Source organism: Paenibacillus mendelii (assembly GCF_024498075.1).
Lineage (GTDB): Bacteria > Bacillota > Bacilli > Paenibacillales > Paenibacillaceae > Paenibacillus_Z > Paenibacillus_Z mendelii.
The window spans coordinates 60,264-78,911 of the sequence record NZ_JANHOF010000003.1 but is presented as its reverse complement, the minus strand read 5'-3'; the positions used below and the strand labels follow the sequence as shown (position 1 = coordinate 78,911).

Below are 18,648 nucleotides of genomic sequence, written 5' to 3'. Positions count from 1 at the left end.
TTCCTCACCTCCGCTATAGCATTTATAAAATCATTCTTCGTATCGTGTTAGATACAAACTCAATGGCAAGGATCGTTGCTACGATGCAGATGACTACAAGGCTCGCCGCATGGTAATTAAAGCTTTTATAATACAGATCGAACGAGAAGCCTATTCCCGTCCCTGTCAAAATCCCCACTAACGTGGCGCTGCGGATGTTTGTTTCCATCATGAACAGCACCCAGCTTAGTTTTCGGGGGATTGCCGATGGGATAACCGAGCGAAACACGATCGTAAAATAACCGGCTCCGGCCGCTTTTAGCGCTTCTACAGCATGAGAGCTTACTTCATCAATCGTTTCCGTGAATGCGCGGGTCAGAAAGCCGAAGCTAACGAAAAACAAGGCAAAGAATCCCGTCAACACATGCTGGCCGAACGAAAACAGCAATATAAGCGACCATGCGGAAACATCAATGTTCCGGAAAACCGAGGCGATTCCGCGGCAAATCACACTGAATATGACATGCACCTGCATCGTCTTTGATCCGAGAACAGCCAGAATAACAGCCGCTCCGCCAGCAATTGTTGTAGAAGCAATGGAAAGCATGATCGTCTCCAGCAGCTTGTCCAGTATGTCCGGCAGCTTGTCCAGCGACTCAGCAGTCGGATAAAACTGGGTTATTCCCCATTCAGCCGCTTTAGGGATTGAAGCAAAGCCAGCCATGAAATCGAACCCGGTAAGGATAACCGCTCCTGCGGTAATGGCGAGCAGGATGATGATAAATAATGCGGTGCTCAACCTTTTTTTCAAAAAATAGCTAGCTTGCATGAGTCACTCCTATTTCAATGCCGAGATCGCTTGCTTCCGAACCATAAATATCAAAGATCGTTTCTGCTTTCATTCCTTGAGCGGATCCGTTATAGACGACGCTTCCCTTTCTCATCCCGATAATCGTATCCGAATACTTCATCGCAACATCGACCTGATGCAGATTAACCAGTACCGTAATGCCCAGTCTTGAGCATATGCTGCGGAGATGATCCATGATTACCTTCGAGGCGTTCGGATCAAGGGAGGCAATAGGCTCATCACATAAGAGCAGCTTAGGCTCCTGAATGAGCGCCCGCGCAATTCCTACACGCTGTTTCTGGCCGCCGCTTAGCTGGTCGCAGCGTTTGTACACTTGCTCCTCAAGACCAAGCGAATGCAGGATTTCGATTGCCTGCTTTTTCTCATCAGAGGTATAGATGCCCAGCGATCCGGTAATGACATTTTTATAGCCGAGTCTTCCATGAAGAACATTGTCGATGACACTAAGCCGCTCAACCAGATTGTAATGCTGGAAGATCATGCCGATCTTCACCCTTGTTTGCTGCAGCGCCCGTTTGTTCAAATTCAGTACATTGACGCCGTCCAGCCGGACTTCTCCTCCGCTCGCATCAATCAAACGATTAATGCAGCGGATAAGCGTCGATTTGCCCGCCCCAGAAGGGCCGATGATGGAAACAAACTCTCCCTTGCTCACCGAAAAGTTAACATCAGACAACGCCATCGTACCGGTATTGTATTTCTTCGCTACATGCTTCAATTCCAATAATGCGGTCATGGCGCCGTCACCTTACTCAGCTCACGGATCGGGTTAAACCATGCATCCTCCACTTTCAGAAATCTTGATTCGCCAGCTTGTTTAAACATCCCCTTGAATTCAGAATCTTTCGGGACGAAGATTTTCGGGTTTTGAGCCGTTTCATCGGAAACCATGACATCCGTAATCGATTTGATATCATCCTCGCTTATTGTTTCGGTATTAACGACGAACGGCTGATTCAATACAGGAGTGGAAGATATAACAACCAGTTCCTCACCAGCAACCGTGTTAAAAGGTGCAGCAGCATCAGCCTTCACCTTATAAACCGCACCGGCGGTATTCGCTTCCCCCGAAACCAATTCCACGTAATTGTTGACACAGGTATCACAGAATGCCGCCACATCCGCTTTACCGGATAGCAGGTTTACTGCCGAGCCCTGATGAGAACCTCCATACAGCACCTGGCTGAAAAACTTATCGTCGCCGCCTTCCAGCAAATCATCAGACTTCAAATCGGTCATTCCTTTATTCGTGCTGAAATGAGTAACGATGCTGGACGTTGGTACTTTGAATCCGGATGTCGAGCTGTTCGATACGAAAGAGAACCGTTTTCCCTGTATATTGTCAATCGCAAAAGCATCACCCTGCTTGTATGCATCCTCGTTTCCTTTTTTCACCGCCAACCAGCTGTAATACATGGCATCGTCAAGCGTACCGGATTCGCCGCTGTTCGTAACAAGCGGCTCGACCTTATCGTTCTTCCCCTTGGCCTCCACGTACGCTTGCGGCCCCAGGTAAGCCAGATCCGCACTGCCATTGGCAATGGACTCCACGGCAATAATATAATCGGTCGTTGTTTTATGCTCGACTTCCTTACCTGTTGCCCGTTCAACAAGAGCGCCGATTTCGTCACGCGCTTCCTTCATGTTGCCGCCGGATTCATTAGGCAGCCAGATCATCGTCACCTTGTCTCCTGTTTGTACAGCAGACTGGTTATCTCCAGACGCCGACCCTTGTTCATTAGTAGTCGTATCACCTGAGTTGCTGCTACATGCTGTAAGAATGGCGATCAAGAACGTGATCATCAATAAGGACATTGTTTTCATTGTTTTCATTGTTTTCTCTCCTCTGCAAGATGTGCCTGACAATAACATAACCATGGGTGCCTAGCAGCACCGTCATCTTCATTCCGCTTGGCCAACGCTTCGCCCATGCTGCCTCGTACCTGCTCACTCCCTCTGATTGGTTGTCATGCCACTTCCCAAAGTATATAAAAATAAAGCATTTATACGCAATACATTTTGCGTTGTTTTACAGTATATTAATACAATAAACAAGAGTATCCATTATAAAATCGCAAAAAAGAAGAAAATGTTCGAATTTCATCACTAATAAAGCACAAATAGCCTCTGCACACATCGAACATGCAAGTTCAATATATGCAGAAGCCAGATCGATCGTATACCTAATCCTTAATAAACGCCCAGCAGCAGTTCGTGAAGCTCCTCCTTGCCGATGCTCTTCGGATTATTATCCATTCTCCCCTTGGTATAAGCCTTATTGACGATCAGCCGTAAGCCGTCCTGAGGTACATCGTAATCTCTAAGCCGCCTTGAAAAGCCCGATTTCTCGTAAATGCGGCCGAGCACCTCTCCAATTTCCTCGACGTTCGCAGCACCGAACGCCTCGACAAGCTGTTCGCCGTCAATCAGCTCCTCCTTGTTCCACTTCATCATCTTGTCCAGCGTCATACTGGCGGCAATACCGTGGTCGATTCCGTAGAGCAGCGTAATCGGATATGAAATGGAATGGCAGGCCGTGGTCCTCGTGTTGCTGAACGCCAGTCCCGCCAGGAAGCTTCCTAATGCAACCTTCGTGCGAATTTCGATATTATGCGGGTCGTCATTGAGGCTAGCCAGATGCGGCACAATACAGCGAATCGCACGGAGCGCAAACTGCCTGGATATTTCATTGGTATTCTTCGACCAGTATGCTTCAGTAGCATGACAAATGGCGTCCAGCCCGGATATAATGCTTGTTCGAACGGGCAGACTGAGCGTTAATGCCGGATCGATAATCGCAATCCAGGCAAACAGATTCTTTCCTTCTACCGAGTACTTCGAATCCTTGCTTTTATCCCAAATCGTCGCCCACGGCGTGACCTCCGATCCCGTTCCCGCAGTTGTCGGCAGAGCGATCCAGCGGCATGCTTGCTCGTTGGATAGGTACGCCCGTGTTACGATCGCCTCACGCAGCTCATCCGCATTGCCATAGTGGAGTCCTTTGAAAGCAGCGATTGACTTCCCCAAATCAAGCACACTGCCCCCACCGACAGCGATGACCAGATCGTACGCAATGGAGCTTGCGGCCTGCAGCAGTGCGAACAGGTCGGTCACATCGGGATTTGCAATTTGAACCGGATATACGAAAACATGCTTGCTGCGCAGCTGATTCATCAGCTTGCGGCAATCTTCCGTTTTGTCAAAATCTCCTCCCCTTGTGATCAGCAATACGTTGTCAATCGGCCCGCCATCAGCGTCTATAATCACAGACAATTGCTCCATGGTTCCTGTGCCAAAATAAGTTTCAACCGGATTGTAGTATCTTCCCCTATTCAGCCTCATCCTACAGCCCTCCCGCTCGTCTGAGGGTATTCATTGCGCGCCAGCCTCTGATTGATTCGTTCAATAACGTCCTCTAATCCCGTGATGGAATCAACCGTATAGTGCGCCCCGGCTTGCTCGAAATTGTTGCGGACAACAGCCATGCGCTGCTTCAGCTCATCTTCGCCAAGCTCCAGCGTTTGCTGCTCTGTCAGGCCGAACTCGCTCCCGCCGCATATGATGCCTACGCTCCACATGCCCGCATTTATGCCTTCTTGGATGTCGCTTATCGTATCGCCAATCTTCACACAAGCTTCCATAGGGAACATTTGCAGATGAAGCGCATTCTGATAACACATGTAAGGAGCCGGACGTCCGGCAGGAACTTCGTCCGAAGCGATCATATAATCGGGTTTGTAGCCCTTCTTCTCCGCCTCTGCCGTCACGATTTGCATCATGTCAGCGGTGTACCCGGTTGTAGAACCGATTTTGATACCCTTTTCCCTCAAGTTGTTCATTAGGTTAAGTACACCTGGAATAACATCCGTATAAGCCGGCAGCACCTTCATCAGCATCGGTTCGAAGCTTGCGTATAAATCGTCGACATCGTTCTCATCCGGCAGCTTGCCGAATTTCTCCACCCACTGCCGCTTCACACTTTCCAAACCGAGCAGTACACGAATATGATCTTTTTTCTTCATCCCCATCGGACCGCGGACCTCGTCCTCCGTCACTGAAATTCCTTGCTGCTCGAATGATTGGATAAAAGCCGCAAGTGGAGCGAAGCAGCCATAATCCACCGTCGTTCCGGCCCAATCAAATATGACTGCTCCTATTTTCTTTGCAGGTATAGAATCCATAATAAGTCCATCCTCCTCTGAATCACTAAAAACTGCAACAAATATAGCATATAAAAGCATTAACAATCAATAAAATGTGCATCTTTATACTTTTTAACATTTGAATATCTTGTTTTCAAAAATGAAGACACAAAAAAACGCATCGTTACCCGCTTCTGCAGCGGTGTTGGAGGCGTTTGGCTTACAATATTATTTTGCATTCGCTTTGAATTAGCCTTTTTTATAGGATACTGAAATACCCGAATCCTTATACATTTTTACAATATCTTCGTTTACTGTGGAATCCGTAATAATCCGGTCAATCTGTGTTAGCGGACAAACATTCATATACGATACCTTTTCGAATTTACTGGAATCAGCTGCTACATTTTTTTGCCGCGCGCATGACATCATGGCTTTAATAATATCGATTTCGTGAATACGGAAATCTGTTAAACCTTTGTCTATCGATATAGCATTAATTGAAATGAACGCCTGATCGATATTGTATCCGGTTATCTCTTCCTCGCATTTCTTTCCGTACAGTGCGTATTCTTCGTGATCCAGTATCCCTCCAGGCACGATAACCGTAAAGCCTGGCTTATTGGAGAAATGCTCAATAATACGCAATCCGTTCGATATGATCGTCAACCGTTCAAAGTTTTCGGAGAGCTTCTTGGCGATTTCCAAATTAGTGGTCCCCGCATTCAATGCGATCGCTTGCCCTTCCGATACATACTCGCAAGCCAGCTGCGCCAGCTCCATCTTCTTATCTTTGTTCTTGTTTTCTCTATAGGAAAATGCATTGCGATCGCCATGATCCGCGGCAAGAATAGCTCCGCCGTGCACACGCTTGAGCAGCTTTTTGCTTTCCATATTTTCCAAATCGCGCCTGACTGTATCGATCGAAACATTCAGAACCTGGACCAGCTCTGTCACCTTGACAGATTCATTTTGTTTCAAAATTTCTTGAATTTTCTTATAGCGCTCTTCCTGCAGCATTTATCCACCCACTCCTGAAGATCATCCCATTCCTTTACCATTATTCATTATAGAAGTTCTAAGAAGCAAATGCCATTAATTCTTTGTATATCCCTCTTGCAGCCGTAAAAAACCGTAAGCAAATATGCGGCATCTCGCGCAGGACGATGGAAACACGTCCTGCGGAGTCTGCCGCATATGGATCTTAGCACTTTGCACCACGCTCGATGGATTCGTTAAGCATCATAATCGACAAGATACGGATGGAGGGCCGTGTTGTAATAGCCGATGCTGCATTCAATGACATTCCCCTCGCCGTCATAGGAATACCGCAATCGCTTCAATACTGCGGCACCTTCCTCGATCCCCAGCAATTGGGCGGTATCCGGCGCTGCCGTTTCGACCAGAAACCGGTCGCGAAAATTTTCGAGCGCAATTTTCTTCTCTTCCAGCCAGTCGTACAGGGAGGAGAACAATTGCTCCGACGCTGCCCGCTCGTTATGAAAGCCGATCACCGGTGTGATGTAATGGATGAAATGGATATAGGGCTGATCGTTTAACAAATACAATCGTTCAATGCGGTGACAGGAAGATCCGAACAGCTCCCTTAGCTCCGTTCCGCTCTGCAGGGAAGCAGGTCCGGATGCAATCAGCCGCTTCTCCATCCGGTGTCCCGACTCTACCAGGAGCTCGGTAAATCGCTTGCCCTTGGACAATCTGGACAACGAAGTATTGCGCAGAACAATGGTCCCGACTCCGCTCTTCTTCTCTACATAGCCTTCCTCCGCAAGCTCTCTGATTGCGTTGCGAACCGTCATTTTACTGACTTGAAACTCCTGCTCCAGCTGCGGTTCAGCAGGAATATGGATGCCCAGCGGATAGATGCCATGCAGAATCCGATCCTTGATGATCTTCTTGATTTGCAGATATAAGGGCCCGTTCTTCCGTGTAATGGACACGGCTATCACACTACCTTTCCACATCGCCTATATGATCCGTCATCGCCTTCAACACTTCATTGCTGGATGCAATCGGCGTATCGCCCGACACGGTATGCGCCAGCATCGCAGCCGCCGCTGCAAACTCCACCGCCTGCGGAAGCGGGGTCTCTTGAAGCACGCCATGGATAATGCCGCTGGCAAACGCATCTCCCGCTCCTACGCGGTCATAAACCGAGAAAGTCCTCTCTCTTGCAAAGTAAAACGCATCGTTACCGTAGACGTAGCCTGTGAGCGAATGCGTATTGTCCCCGTTGATTTGCCGATGCGTGCCGGCTATGGTCTGGATCCTGTACTGCTTCGCCACCCGGGGGACCAAATCCTGTAACTGGGCCATTCTCCCTTGCACGGATGATTCCATTCCAAGGGTAAGAAGGGCATCCCGCTCATTCATAAGGACGATGTCCGCCAGCTCCAGCATTTCCTCGTAGTGCGGCCGCGCCTGGTCATAGTCTCCATCGCCCCACAGGGATGGCCGGTAATTGCAGTCGAATACAACCTGGCCCCCGCTGCGCTTGACCTCCCTCGCAAGCCGCTTCATCGCTCCCCGAACATTGTCGTTCATAGCAAGCGTAATCCCGCAAAAATGCATGAGCTCAACCTGCTGCGCCGCCTTGCCGAACAGACTGTCGTCATAAGCCGCCGTATTGAAGCTGCTGCCCAGACGATCCGTATATGTCACCCTGCTCGGACGCGCACCGAAGCCATGCTCCAAGAAATACATACCCACATATTTGCCGCCCCGATGAACAAGCGAGGTTCTAATGTCGAGCTTGCGCAGATAGGAAAGCGCCGCTTCGCCGAGCGGGTTATCGGGCAGCGTCGTCACCAGATAGCTCTCATGTCCGTAGCGGGCCAATGCCGACATGACATTGACCCCGCTACCTGAGAAGGAGTATTTCAACTGATTGTCCTGTGACAGCGTTCCGTAGCCGGGGACTTCCAGACGCATCATCACTTCGCCAAATGCAGCCGTCTTACTCATATTGATCAACCAGCGCATTCAAGGTGCGGTGCAGCAGCTCCACATCCTCTACTCTGGTCGCGCCTGTCGCCGGATCGATGATCGAGGTATACACATGCGGGATTATCTGCGGCACACCCGCTTGCAAAGCAATCTCCACGATCGGTTTGAAATTGTCCAAATCAATGCCGCCTGTCGGTTCCAAAGCAAAGCCTTCCTCTCCACATGCCTTGGCGACCGCCCTGTATTCATCCTCCAGCTTCAATCCCTGCATCGGAAAATATTTCAGCGCATTGCCGCCCATATCGCGTACCAGCGCAATAGCCGCCTTGACGGGTACGATCGCTTTCTCCGCAACGCCTGCGCTGAACACGCCTGTCGAGATATTAACGTATCCGACCTGGCCGCTTGGCGACACCAGACTGTTAATCCAGCTGTCCTTGGCACCCAGATTGGCGCGCGTCATACCGACAGCGGGGAAGATCTGATTAATATGGCTGCCTGCATAGCTCTTGACGATTTCAGCTACAACAGCCGCCTGACGGTTATCTCCCGCGCCCAGACCGATAGATACCGCATCGTCAATAGCGGCGCCGTACTCCTTCATCGCCTCGACAGCAGCAGCCGCAGTCGGGTAGTTCTTGGACAATACCCCTACTACAACCTGGCCTTCCGCCGCTTCATAGACCTGTTTGGCGTTATCGATCGAGTTCGTCAGCACATTCAATGCTGCTCTATTCTTGTATAAACGTGCATAGATGCTAGACATGAGTTGTTCCCCCTACAATTTCTTGAATTCGATGAATAATAACCTGCAGGTCGTCACCTTGCAGCGAGCGGCCATCAATGTCAAAATACCCTTGACGCACACCATAATCGCGCGTATAAACGGCAATATCTCCCTCGCGAAGCTGATCGTTCACCGCCTTGGCCCCAATACCCGCCGCCTCCGCGTCGATGTGGACTCTACCGCGGTAAATGGCACGTCCCGCTTCATCCTGCACGATGCTGACCTTTACTCCCGCCAGGCTGGACAAGGCATGCATCGGTTCCAGTGCCGCCTTCTCCTGCTGGCTCTTGTCTTCCTTGTTCACATACTCGTCCAGCGCCTGCAGCAGTCCGAATATCGTCTCCTTGCCTACCTTCATGCTGCGTCCAATCCCGTGAAGCTGAACGTTCAGCCATTCGATATATTGGCGTTTGCCGCCGACTATACCGGAAGTGGGACCTTCAATCGCTTTGGACCCGCTGTAAATCGCCAAGTCCGCACACTGTACATACTTGTGGATATCTTCCTCCGCCGCGGCGTCTACAAGGAGCGGTACTCCCCGGCGCTGCGCCACTTCCCAGGCTTCTTCGACGCTAATCATGTTCTTCTGTACGCAATGATGGGACTTGACGTACAGGATGGCGGCTGTTCGACCGGATATCGCTTCCTCGATATGCTCTTTGCGTCCCTCGTTCGCATAGCCTACTTCCACTGTGCGGCCGCCGCCAAGGAAGACCATCGTTTCCACTGGCGCGCCGTATTGCACATTATGCCCCTTGAGCATAATGATCTCGTTCTTAAGAACAGGCTCCTGGTGCAGGCGCATGCTGACACGGGGATTGCCCTGAGTCACCACGGCAGCCACGGACAAGGCGATGCCGCTGGACGCCGAGTTGACGACCACCGCTCCTTCCGCACCCAGAATGCCCGCAACATAATCGCCCGAACGGCGTACCAGCTCCGCCATCTCTACATACTGCTGCCCGCCTTGCTTCATGGCTTCCATAACGCTGTCCGTAGGTACGGATACACCCAGAATGCTCATCCGGCCGCTCGCATTGACGACCCGCTTGAGCCCATATTTAGCATGCAGTGAATGTCCCATTAACAACAACTCCCCTGGCTTCAATATAGTGATCGGCTATTCGCTCCTCACCCTCTGAATCTCGCAACTTCTTCACTCCGTTCTCTACTGCAAACAGCGTCAGATTGGCAGGCTCTCCCGCCCGAATCCGTCCCAGCTCCGGTCTGCCTAGCCAGGCCGCGGCATTGGCCGTCACCATGGAAATGACCTCCTCCAGCGGATAGCCGAGCAGCAGAAACTTCGACAGCGTATCGGACATGCTGTATACCGGGCCGTTCAGCCGGTTGCCCCGGTAAATATCCGTGCTGATCGTATGCGGCTTGATCCCCGCTAGTCTGGCCAGCTCCGCTGTATGGAACGAAAAGCTCGCCGTCCCATGCCCGACATCCAGATGAACGCCTCTGTCCATTGCATCAAGCAGCGCCTGCCGAGGCTTCCCCTCCGCGTCGAAGACATTATTGGCCTTGCCGTTCAGATAATGGGTCACAATGTCGCGTTCCTGCAGCAATTGCAGCACCTCACCAATAGCAGGCGGACCAGACCCGATATGCACCATAAGCGGCAGGCCGTATATATCTGCAAGCCCGCGCGCCAGCCGCAGCGGCTCCAGACCTTGCTCTTTGACGACGCTTTGGCTGATTCGGGCTTTCAAACCGACGATAAAATCAGCGTACTGCTTGAGGGCCTCTCCGATTAGAGATTCGTCGATCCATTCCAGGCGTGAAAGCTCATCTGTCCGCAGCAGCCCGATCCGCGAAATATTAAGAAAGGCCAGCACGCGCGTCTTGGCGCGGCCTGCATTGGCTACCAATTGGCCAATCCGGTCGGACCCGCAGCTTCCTGCATCCACCACGGTGGTAACCCCCTGCCTAATGCCGATTTCATCGATCTCATCGCCATAGGGCTCCAGCTCGGGGTCGGCATGAACATGCAGGTCAATCCAGCCGCTAGAAGCATACAGGCCCGTACCGTCCACAACCTGCTTGCCCTCTCCCATGCCGGCAGGAGCGATTTGATCAATAATGCCATTGTTAACGACAATATCTGCCGGCTGGCCATCAACCAGCTTTACATTGCGCAATAACAGATCCATAATGGCTTCCGTCCACCTCTCCAAGCTATATACTAAATATCCCAATCTCTATTATCCAAAAATAGCTTATCACATTATAGAATTAAAATGAATATAACGTTATAATGTTTAAATGTGTCGTTTACCCATAAACATTCATTCAGCCCTATATATCGATTTCTATATTCAGTTCAATCATAAAGGGGGATTCTCGTGCCTGCAGCATTCAGGGGCGCAGCATCGCTTGCGGCCAAGATCCGAACGCATTGGAGCCATTTCAAATCCAAGCTGCTTGTGAAATACGCACTATCCTACATTGTCATATTCTTGGTTCCGCTTACGGGCGTTACCATCTTCGTCTATGAGAATGCCGTGTCCAATCTACGGTCCGAAATTGAACAGTCCAATGTCAATCAGCTGAGTCAGGTCAAAATGACGATTGACGGCCACATGTCCGATCTGTACGAAATCGCCAGCAGAATTTCTTATGACGAGCATTTGACTCCCTATATGGCCAGTCATCCTTACCATAGCAGAGAAGCCATTACAACGCTTGCGAATTACACGGCCAACAGCAGCATAGTGGAAGAGCTGTTTCTCTCCTATCATGGCAGCGACCATATTTATTCGTATAAAGGGATGACGGACGCCAGCTATATGTTTAACCGCGTGTACAAGTACCAGAACTGGGACAGCGGTGAGCTTCTGAAAGCGCTTCATGAATCCACGCAGCCGTTCATCCGCCCTGCGGAGGAAGTATCGATCTATTCCCGTCAGGAAACCTTGCTAACCTTGATGATCCCGATCAAGCCGAACGATCCATATCCCTATGGAACCGTCATGTTCCTGCTGAAGGAATCCAAGCTGACGGGCATCATGGACTCGATCCTGAACCGTTTTTCCGGCAGCAGCTTTATATTTGATCCTGACGGACAAGTACTGACCCGAAGCACTAACGGCAAGAGTCTGTCCGGCGGAGCACTCGTATCCCTCTCAGGGCTTAAGCCCGGCATTCACAGCATCAAGCTGGATGGCGAACAAAATTCGGTCGTTGTTGTAAGATCCCAGGAGAACGGCTGGGGCTACGTGACGACCATGCCTACCTATCAGTTCTTTGAACGCGTGGCCCATATTCAAACCTTGATTCTGCTGGTGTTTGCCATCACCGTGGTGACCGGAATCATCGCAGCCATGTTTCTGGCCAAGCGGCAGTATCATCCGATCAAGAACCTGATGGAATTCGCCCGTCTGCAATCCGGCGGCGAAGCGGTCAAGATCCGCAACGAATGGGAGTGGATCAGCCACACCATTCGCGACTACGATGCGAGGATCAACATGCAGGAGCCATTCGTCCGCAATCAGTGCCTAATGCTTCTGCTCAAGCACGGGAAGCCGGACGATCCGGAAATTGAGCGCATGGTCAGGGACACCGGCCTGGAGCGGCCCGGTTCCGAAGGAGCTTACTTCTCCGTTGTTCTTGCTTGGGAGGATTCCCACGAGGATGACCCGCAGCGCACGGATCAGCTGCTGCACCAGGAGCTGCTGAGCCAGGTTGAATTTCCAGAATTGAACGCCCTGGTCTACGGCGTGGAATTCTCGGTTCGCGACCGGTTTGTGCTCATGGTCTCACTGCCGGCAGAATCGCCGGAAACGCAGAAGCAGCTGGTTCTGCAAGTGTTGGATGCCATTACGATCATGCTGCTCGATCATTCGCACACGCTCCCATACATTGGCGTTGGAACGTTGTACAGTACCTTATCTGATATCAATCAATCCTTTGTTGAAGCGTCCACCGCGCTTGAATACCGGGTATCCGGCAGCCACGAGCGCATTACGCACTTCGAGCAGCTGCACGCGCTGCAAACGACGGCCCAGGAAACCTTCTGGTTATCCAAGAAATCCGTACTCAAGCTTGAACAGAGCCTCAAGCAAGGCAATGAAGCGGTCACTTTGCCGTTGATTGCCGGTATGATCGAGGAGATCAAGCAGGAGCGGCTTGCAGTTCCTGTCCTGAGACTGATCTGCTACGATCTTCTCAATACGCTGCTGCGTACAGCTGCGGATCTGCGAATGAACCAAGAATTCGGCAGCATTCCAAGCCTCACTTCCTTCGAGACGCTGGAGGAATTCGAGTTAATGCTGGTTTCGCTCGCTTCGCGGATTTGCCAGCAAGCGCAGCGCAATACCGAAACCGATCAGCCTTCCCTGATTGACGATATCGTCCTGTATGTGGAGCAGAATTTCGCCGACTATACGCTTAGCTTGGAACATATTGCGCTGAAGTTTTCCGTTTCCACCTCTTACCTGAGCCGCAGCTTCAAGGAGAAGACCGCCATCAACTTCTCGCAATATATGTGGCAGCTGCGCATCAATAAAGCGATGCAGCTGCTCGTGACAACCAGCGATCCGCTCCAGATCATTATAGAAAGCGTAGGCTATCTGGACGCGCCTAACTTCATCCGCAAATTCAAGAAGGAAACCGGCATGACGCCCGGCCAATACCGCAAGCAAAACAGCGGCAGCAGCAAGGCGGATGAATAGACGATAAGACGACTAGAAGGGCAAGCGGACAGATTAACTCCTGCCGTTTGCCCCTTTCTTTGTCTTATTGCGGCTCGTTAAGAATATAGTCCACCAGATCATCCAGCGGCACGGTCGCCAGCGCGATGGCCGTATCGGTGACGCCATAGTAAATATACAACAGGCCGTCCTTCACGACATTGCCGGTCGGGAAGATGACGTTAGGAATCTGAAAGCCGAATTTTTCGTAATACGTTTCCGGCTCCATAATGTAATTATGCGTTCTGGCAATGACCTTCTCCGGATTGTCCAAATCCAGCAGCATCGCGCCAACCCGGTATACAATCTGATCATCCACGCCGTGATACAGCACCAGCCAGCCCTTGTCTGTCTTAATCGGCGGCGTCGATCCACCGATCTTGCGGGATTCCCAACCAGGGTTCTCCCCTTTAATCAGCAGCTTAGGCTCCTCCCAGTGAACCAAATCCTCGGAATACGTAATCCACATGGCGGCCTTCTCCGTACCGTATGCCTCACCCACGTACTCCTCGGGACGGCGCAGCAGGGCAAACTTACCATTAATTTTCTCAGGAAACAGAATATTATCCCGGTCATTAATGTCCAGCGGCGTCGTATCGGCAACGAACTCCCAATCAATCAGATTCTCGGACTTCAGAATGGAAGAGCGCGTCAGCCAGTGTCCCTCCTGCTCGCCCCAGCCGTCCGGGTACTTCGGAATAGAGCGTTCAGGCACGCCCTCTCCTGTCGGATAGTAGCTCATGGCGCAAGGGCGCAGCGCATAGTTCAGATAGAATGTGCCGTCAATCTTGACCAGCCGCGGATCCTGTACGCTGCCATAAGGGAAGCCCAGCATGTCCGGCGTGACAATCGGCTCGTCCTTAACATGCGTAAAGTTAACGCCGTCCTCGCTTTCCAGCAGCCCCAGAAAGTTTTTGCAGGGCGTCAAGGATTCCGCTGTCCGTTCAATCATATAGAACTTGTCATTATCAATGATGACAGCCGGGTTGAACACCGTCACTTTGCGCCAGTCATAGCCTCCCGGCACGACAATGGGATTGTTGGGATGTCTGGTAATTTTCATCGTTATTCCTCCTGATGCATGTTCCCTTTCATGAGGCCTCATACATGATTTGTAATGGATGACACCAACAGCTCTCCGGCCGTGGACTTGTCCACAAGCCGTAAGAGCTGGACTAAACATTTTACAGATGTCTTGGTATATTAGCTTTCTTTCCAGCGATCATAAGCAGCCTGATAGATCTCGGCCATCCGCTGTCCGCCCATCTTGTTTACCGTCTTGATGTAGCTGTCCCAGTTAGCCATTGGCTCAGCGCCGGTAATAAACTTCGCTTCCATTTGGCGTACATAGGTCGTGAGGTCGGAGGTTAACGTCGTCACTTCCGCTTGCTCCTCAGCTGTCAGGAACAGTGTCGGATAAGGGATTCTCGCACCCTTGTCGAGCAGCTTCGTTTTCGATTCGTTTTCTACCCATGAGTCGAATTCCGTAAGCAGTCCCTTAGAGGTTTCCGGAATCGAAATCGTCGGTGCCGGAATGCCGTAGTTTGGCGTTAAAGTAGCACGGTAATCCTCACGGTCGCCGCCGCCTGGTACAGGCAGGTATTCTTTGGTCAGCGAGGCTTTGTCCGTGTACTTCCACAGCGTGCCTTCCGGTCCTTTGTTGAACAGCAGGGCGCCTTCATAGCCGTACAGGTAATCCACCCAACGCATCGATGCTTCCGGATACGCATTGCTGCTGGAGATCGAGAATGCGCCGGTTGTTACGCCTCTGTTCTTCGCAATGACAGGAGCGTCTACCATGTCGCTCTTGACAGGTGCGAACATCGGATCATCCATGCTCTGCTCGCCGCCAAGGGTCATATAAGCATGCCAATCGGAGAATAAGGCCACTTGATTGTTTTGCGCTTTGGCTTTCTTCTGCTCAGCCGTTTGGGAGAAGGTCTCCTGATCCAGCAGCTTCTCTTTCCATAGGCGGTTCAGGAACGTCAGGTACTCTTTGTATCCATTCTCAATCGGCGTGTAGTGAACAACGTCCTTGTCGTCTACATAAATTTCCTCTTCATAAATGCCATATGCGCCCAGCAGCCAGGTGCGGATATCGCGCAGGTTGACCGAAGACAGCGGAATTTCATCCGCTTTGCCATTGCCGTTCGCGTCTTCATCCTTTACTCTCTTCAGGAAGGTGTACAGCTCTTCCGTCGTTGCAGGAAGCTTGTCATATCCCAGCTTCTTCAGAAAATCGCCATTGTACCACATCGGGTTGCGGTACCAAGGCTGGTTGAACTCCACAACCGGCAGCGAGTAGATATGTCCGTCAGGCGCTGTGATCGACTTGCGCACACCCGGATTCTCATCCAGCACTTTCTTGAAGTTCGGGGCATGCTTCTCAATCAGATCTTCCAGCGGAACCAGGATGCCCTGCTCGCCGTAGTTCATTTGCTCGGCTGGCGTCAGACCCGCCGCATAGAAGACATCCGGATATTCGCCGCTGGCAAATACGAGGTTCTTCTTTGTCTCGAAGCTATCCTTCGGCGCATTATTGTAGACCATCTTAATATTCGTTTTTTCTTCCATTTGCTGCAGAACCGCCATGTTGTTCCAATTTTGCAGCCCTACATCAGGCGCCATCATCGTCAATGAAATTTTCTCATTCACAATCGGGAACCCTTCCTTGCTGACCTCGACTGACGGGCTTGCGCCGCCTTCTTTGTTGTTGTCGGACGAACCGCAGCCTGCCAGAAGCCCGACCAGCATGGTTGCCGATACGAGCAGGGCAAAGCCCTTTCTTTTCTGTTGCATGAATAATCCTCCCTTTTCATTCTCTTAATGCTATAACAAACGAAGGCATAATGCATTTTCCTTCATTTACTACCGATTGGATAATGGCAAATTGAATGATTCAAATACAGCCCGCTGCGCAGGCAGCATGTTCTTACGATCGCTGGCGCTTCTCCAGAATCATTCTTCCTGCTCCGCTCTTTCGTTCCATATAGAAGCCAGGCGATTAGCCTTTGACCGAGCCAATCATGACCCCTTGGACAAAGTAGCGCTGCAGGAACGGATACAGAATAACAATTGGCAGGGTAGACACGATGATCACGGCGTATTTGACCAGTGAGGCAATTTCCGCCTTGTTATTCATCGCCTCGGCGATATCGCCGCTAATGGCCGCCCCTGTTGTTTCCGCCGACATTTCCTGAAGAACAAGAATTTGACGCAGCACCATCTGCAGCGGATACTTGCTCTCGTCATTCAAATAAATCAAGGCAGGGAAGTAGCTATTCCAGTGGCTTACCCCGTAGAACAAGGCCATAACAGCAATGATTGGCATGGATAACGGAAGCACAATGCGAATAAACAAATTCATGTTGGTTGAGCCATCAATATGGGCCGCCTCCTGCAATTCCTTCGGAATCGTAGAGTGAAAGAAGGTTCGCGCCACAATGATGTTCCAGACAGAAGCAGCCACAGGCAAGATGAGCGCTCCCATGGTGTTGATCAGTCCCAGGTTCTTAATTAACAAATAGGAAGGGATCAGGCCGCCATTAAAAAACATCGTGACCAGAAACATGCCCATAAACAGATTGCGGCCAACAAAATCGGATCGGCTAAGTGCATATGCTGCAGGCAATGTAACGACCAGATTCAGCAGTGTACCCAACACAGTGTAAATAACGGTGTTCATGTAGCCGTTCCATATTTTCGGATTATCAAAAACAAGCTTGTATCCATCCAGTGTGAATCCCTTGGGAAACAACCACATCTCTCCGGTATTGACATACTGCGGACTACTGATCGAGGCGCTGACAATGTAGAGAAGCGGATACAATACAAGAACGAGCGCCACCGTCAGGTAAAGATAATTTAATGCCAGAAATAGCTTGTCTCTCTTGGACTCCTTGAATGTCGTAACCATAGTTCCATTCCCCTCCCTTTACCATAGGCTTGTTTCGCTCGTTCGCTTCGCAATCTGGTTCACCATAATTAGCATAATCGCATTCACAATCGAGTTGAAAAGACCGACTGCAGTGGAGAAGCTATATTGTGCGCTAACCAGGCCTGAACGGTAAACAAAGGTGGAGATGACGTCTGATGACTCCATATTCAATGAGTTTTGCAGCAGCAAAATCTTCTCATACCCTACGCCCAGAATATTGCCTGTATTGAGAATGAGCAGAATGGTAATGGTCGGAACAATGGTTGGCAAATTGATATGCAGCATGCGCTTGAACCTGCTAGCGCCATCCACAATCGCCGCTTCATGCAGCTGCGGATCGACGGCCGATAGAGCAGCCAGATAAATAATTGTCCCCCAGCCGGCACTCTGCCACACGCCTGAAAGCACATAAACCGTCTTGAACCAGGCAGGCTCATTCAGAAACTGCGGTGCGTTGATTCCGAACATCTCAATCAACCGGATAATCATCCCGGAGGATGGCGACAGGAAGGTAATGATCATTCCCGCCATAACAACCATTGATATGAAATGCGGCGCGTAAGTAACCGTTTGCACCGTTTTCTTAAAAAAGCCGTTTCGCACTTCATTGAATGCAAGCGCCAGGATGATCGGAAGCGGAAACCCGATGGCCAGCTCCAAGAAGCTGATGCTCAAGGTGTTCCAAAGCAAGTCCCAAAAATAATGCGAGTTAAAAAAACGTTCAAAATGCTGAAAGCCTACCCAATCACTTCCGAAAATGCCCTTAGAAGGAATAAAGTTTTTGAATGCGATTTGAATGCCGTACATGGGTCCGTAATGGAAGATGGCAAAGTACAAAAATGCAGGAGCTATGAATAAATAGAGTTCCCAGTTTTGTCTTATTTTCTTACCGATTCCGCCTGACGGTCGAAGAGTTGGCTGTACAGCTTGCTGCCCCGTTCCCTTCATCTCTTCTCTCCTTCCTCTTTCACGATCTCGTTGTGATTTCGTTGTCACCGCTTACAACCGTTACAACCGCCTCACACATTGAATTGTATGTAAGAATTGAAGTGACGGTAAATATGTAGGTTCTGCATGACGTTCGATCGAGTTCTAATAAACCTAGATGTATCAAGGCTTTGCCCTTATCGCCCTGCCTGCGTGAAAGCACATTTGACAAGAGGTGCTATTCATTCGCCGGTGGTCTAATATGTCGTTTTTGTCCTGCGGTTTCAACCGCAAATGATACATATTGCTGTGTCATCGGTAATGTGCAATCCTGCCATAGAGAGTCT

16 protein-coding genes are annotated in these 18,648 nt (G+C 50.4%); 1 reads left to right on the top strand and 15 read right to left on the bottom strand.

Features of this window, described 5'->3' with window-relative positions; all coding sequences use genetic code 11:
- Positions 1-22: 22 nt before the first annotated feature.
- The 11 genes from NNL21_RS11265 to NNL21_RS11215 all read right to left on the bottom strand — a co-directional run bounded on the left by NNL21_RS11265 (position 23) and on the right by NNL21_RS11215 (position 10,899).
- A complete protein-coding gene (locus tag NNL21_RS11265) occupies positions 23-808 on the bottom strand; it encodes an ABC transporter permease subunit (RefSeq protein ID WP_204820871.1) in 786 nt (261 codons plus the stop codon).
- A complete protein-coding gene (phnC, locus tag NNL21_RS11260) occupies positions 798-1,586 on the bottom strand; it encodes a phosphonate ABC transporter ATP-binding protein (protein ID WP_204820870.1) in 789 nt (262 codons plus the stop codon). Before phnC ends, NNL21_RS11265 begins: the two co-directional genes overlap by 11 nt.
- Positions 1,583-2,674, bottom strand: a complete 1,092-nt coding sequence (locus NNL21_RS11255) for a phosphate/phosphite/phosphonate ABC transporter substrate-binding protein (RefSeq protein ID WP_204820929.1) — start codon at positions 2,672-2,674, stop codon at positions 1,583-1,585. Before NNL21_RS11255 ends, phnC begins: the two co-directional genes overlap by 4 nt.
- A 366-nt stretch (positions 2,675-3,040) precedes the next feature.
- Positions 3,041-4,192: a phosphonoacetaldehyde reductase gene (locus tag NNL21_RS11250; RefSeq protein ID WP_204820869.1), complete on the bottom strand. Its 1,152-nt coding sequence runs from the start codon at positions 4,190-4,192 to the stop codon at positions 3,041-3,043.
- Entirely contained in the window at positions 4,189-5,031 is an 843-nt protein-coding gene (gene phnX, locus NNL21_RS11245) for a phosphonoacetaldehyde hydrolase (protein WP_204820868.1), read from the bottom strand. The genes NNL21_RS11250 and phnX overlap by 4 nt, the downstream gene beginning before the upstream one ends.
- Positions 5,032-5,241: 210 nt before the next feature.
- Complete coding sequence (locus NNL21_RS11240; RefSeq protein WP_204820867.1) at positions 5,242-6,012, bottom strand: DeoR/GlpR family DNA-binding transcription regulator; 771 nt, start codon at positions 6,010-6,012, stop codon at positions 5,242-5,244.
- A gap of 215 nt (positions 6,013-6,227) precedes the next feature.
- Positions 6,228-6,950 (bottom strand): GntR family transcriptional regulator, encoded by a 723-nt coding sequence (locus NNL21_RS11235; RefSeq protein ID WP_204820928.1) that lies wholly within the window; start codon positions 6,948-6,950, stop codon positions 6,228-6,230.
- Positions 6,951-6,960: 10 nt separating this feature from the next.
- Positions 6,961-7,974 (bottom strand): sugar kinase, encoded by a 1,014-nt coding sequence (locus tag NNL21_RS11230; protein ID WP_204820866.1) that lies wholly within the window; start codon positions 7,972-7,974, stop codon positions 6,961-6,963.
- Complete coding sequence (gene dagF / locus NNL21_RS11225; protein WP_204820865.1) at positions 7,967-8,722, bottom strand: 2-dehydro-3-deoxy-phosphogluconate aldolase; 756 nt, start codon at positions 8,720-8,722, stop codon at positions 7,967-7,969. The genes NNL21_RS11230 and dagF overlap by 8 nt, the downstream gene beginning before the upstream one ends.
- Positions 8,715-9,827: a DgaE family pyridoxal phosphate-dependent ammonia lyase gene (locus NNL21_RS11220; protein ID WP_204820864.1), complete on the bottom strand. Its 1,113-nt coding sequence runs from the start codon at positions 9,825-9,827 to the stop codon at positions 8,715-8,717. Before NNL21_RS11220 ends, dagF begins: the two co-directional genes overlap by 8 nt.
- On the bottom strand, positions 9,805-10,899 hold the full coding sequence (locus NNL21_RS11215) for an amidohydrolase/deacetylase family metallohydrolase (protein WP_204820863.1): 1,095 nt from the start codon (positions 10,897-10,899) through the stop codon (positions 9,805-9,807). The genes NNL21_RS11220 and NNL21_RS11215 overlap by 23 nt, the downstream gene beginning before the upstream one ends.
- A gap of 192 nt (positions 10,900-11,091) precedes the next feature.
- Between NNL21_RS11215 and NNL21_RS11210 the strand changes: the two genes are divergently transcribed.
- Entirely contained in the window at positions 11,092-13,419 is a 2,328-nt protein-coding gene (locus NNL21_RS11210; RefSeq protein ID WP_204820862.1) for a helix-turn-helix domain-containing protein, read from the top strand.
- 64 nt (positions 13,420-13,483) lie between these two features.
- Here the strand turns inward: NNL21_RS11210 and NNL21_RS11205 are convergent, their stop codons facing one another.
- The 4 genes from NNL21_RS11205 to NNL21_RS11190 all read right to left on the bottom strand — a co-directional run bounded on the left by NNL21_RS11205 (position 13,484) and on the right by NNL21_RS11190 (position 18,322).
- Positions 13,484-14,500 (bottom strand): glycoside hydrolase family 130 protein, encoded by a 1,017-nt coding sequence (locus NNL21_RS11205; RefSeq protein WP_204820861.1) that lies wholly within the window; start codon positions 14,498-14,500, stop codon positions 13,484-13,486.
- A gap of 140 nt (positions 14,501-14,640) precedes the next feature.
- Entirely contained in the window at positions 14,641-16,236 is a 1,596-nt protein-coding gene (locus NNL21_RS11200) for an extracellular solute-binding protein (protein ID WP_204820860.1), read from the bottom strand.
- A gap of 205 nt (positions 16,237-16,441) precedes the next feature.
- Positions 16,442-17,353: a carbohydrate ABC transporter permease gene (locus NNL21_RS11195; RefSeq protein ID WP_204820859.1), complete on the bottom strand. Its 912-nt coding sequence runs from the start codon at positions 17,351-17,353 to the stop codon at positions 16,442-16,444.
- 18 nt (positions 17,354-17,371) lie between these two features.
- Positions 17,372-18,322, bottom strand: coding sequence for an ABC transporter permease (locus tag NNL21_RS11190; RefSeq protein ID WP_204820858.1), 951 nt, complete (start codon positions 18,320-18,322; stop codon positions 17,372-17,374).
- Positions 18,323-18,648: the final 326 nt, after the last annotated feature.

What these genes read in the sequence shown, in the direction of transcription:
- NNL21_RS11265 (WP_204820871.1), bottom strand. Translation starts at nt 808, where the DNA reads ATGCAAGCTAGCTATTTTTTGAAAAAAAGGTTGAGCACCGCATTATTT.
- phnC (WP_204820870.1), bottom strand. Translation starts at nt 1,586, where the DNA reads ATGACCGCATTATTGGAATTGAAGCATGTAGCGAAGAAATACAATACC.
- NNL21_RS11255 (WP_204820929.1), bottom strand. Translation starts at nt 2,674, where the DNA reads ATGAAAACAATGTCCTTATTGATGATCACGTTCTTGATCGCCATTCTT.
- NNL21_RS11250 (WP_204820869.1), bottom strand. Translation starts at nt 4,192, where the DNA reads ATGAGGCTGAATAGGGGAAGATACTACAATCCGGTTGAAACTTATTTT.
- phnX (WP_204820868.1), bottom strand. Translation starts at nt 5,031, where the DNA reads ATGGATTCTATACCTGCAAAGAAAATAGGAGCAGTCATATTTGATTGG.
- NNL21_RS11240 (WP_204820867.1), bottom strand. Translation starts at nt 6,012, where the DNA reads ATGCTGCAGGAAGAGCGCTATAAGAAAATTCAAGAAATTTTGAAACAA.
- NNL21_RS11230 (WP_204820866.1), bottom strand. Translation starts at nt 7,974, where the DNA reads ATGAGTAAGACGGCTGCATTTGGCGAAGTGATGATGCGTCTGGAAGTC.
- dagF (WP_204820865.1), bottom strand. Translation starts at nt 8,722, where the DNA reads ATGTCTAGCATCTATGCACGTTTATACAAGAATAGAGCAGCATTGAAT.
- NNL21_RS11220 (WP_204820864.1), bottom strand. Translation starts at nt 9,827, where the DNA reads ATGGGACATTCACTGCATGCTAAATATGGGCTCAAGCGGGTCGTCAAT.
- NNL21_RS11215 (WP_204820863.1), bottom strand. Translation starts at nt 10,899, where the DNA reads ATGGATCTGTTATTGCGCAATGTAAAGCTGGTTGATGGCCAGCCGGCA.
- NNL21_RS11205 (WP_204820861.1), bottom strand. Translation starts at nt 14,500, where the DNA reads ATGAAAATTACCAGACATCCCAACAATCCCATTGTCGTGCCGGGAGGC.
- NNL21_RS11200 (WP_204820860.1), bottom strand. Translation starts at nt 16,236, where the DNA reads ATGCAACAGAAAAGAAAGGGCTTTGCCCTGCTCGTATCGGCAACCATG.
- NNL21_RS11195 (WP_204820859.1), bottom strand. Translation starts at nt 17,353, where the DNA reads ATGGTTACGACATTCAAGGAGTCCAAGAGAGACAAGCTATTTCTGGCA.
- NNL21_RS11190 (WP_204820858.1), bottom strand. Translation starts at nt 18,322, where the DNA reads ATGAAGGGAACGGGGCAGCAAGCTGTACAGCCAACTCTTCGACCGTCA.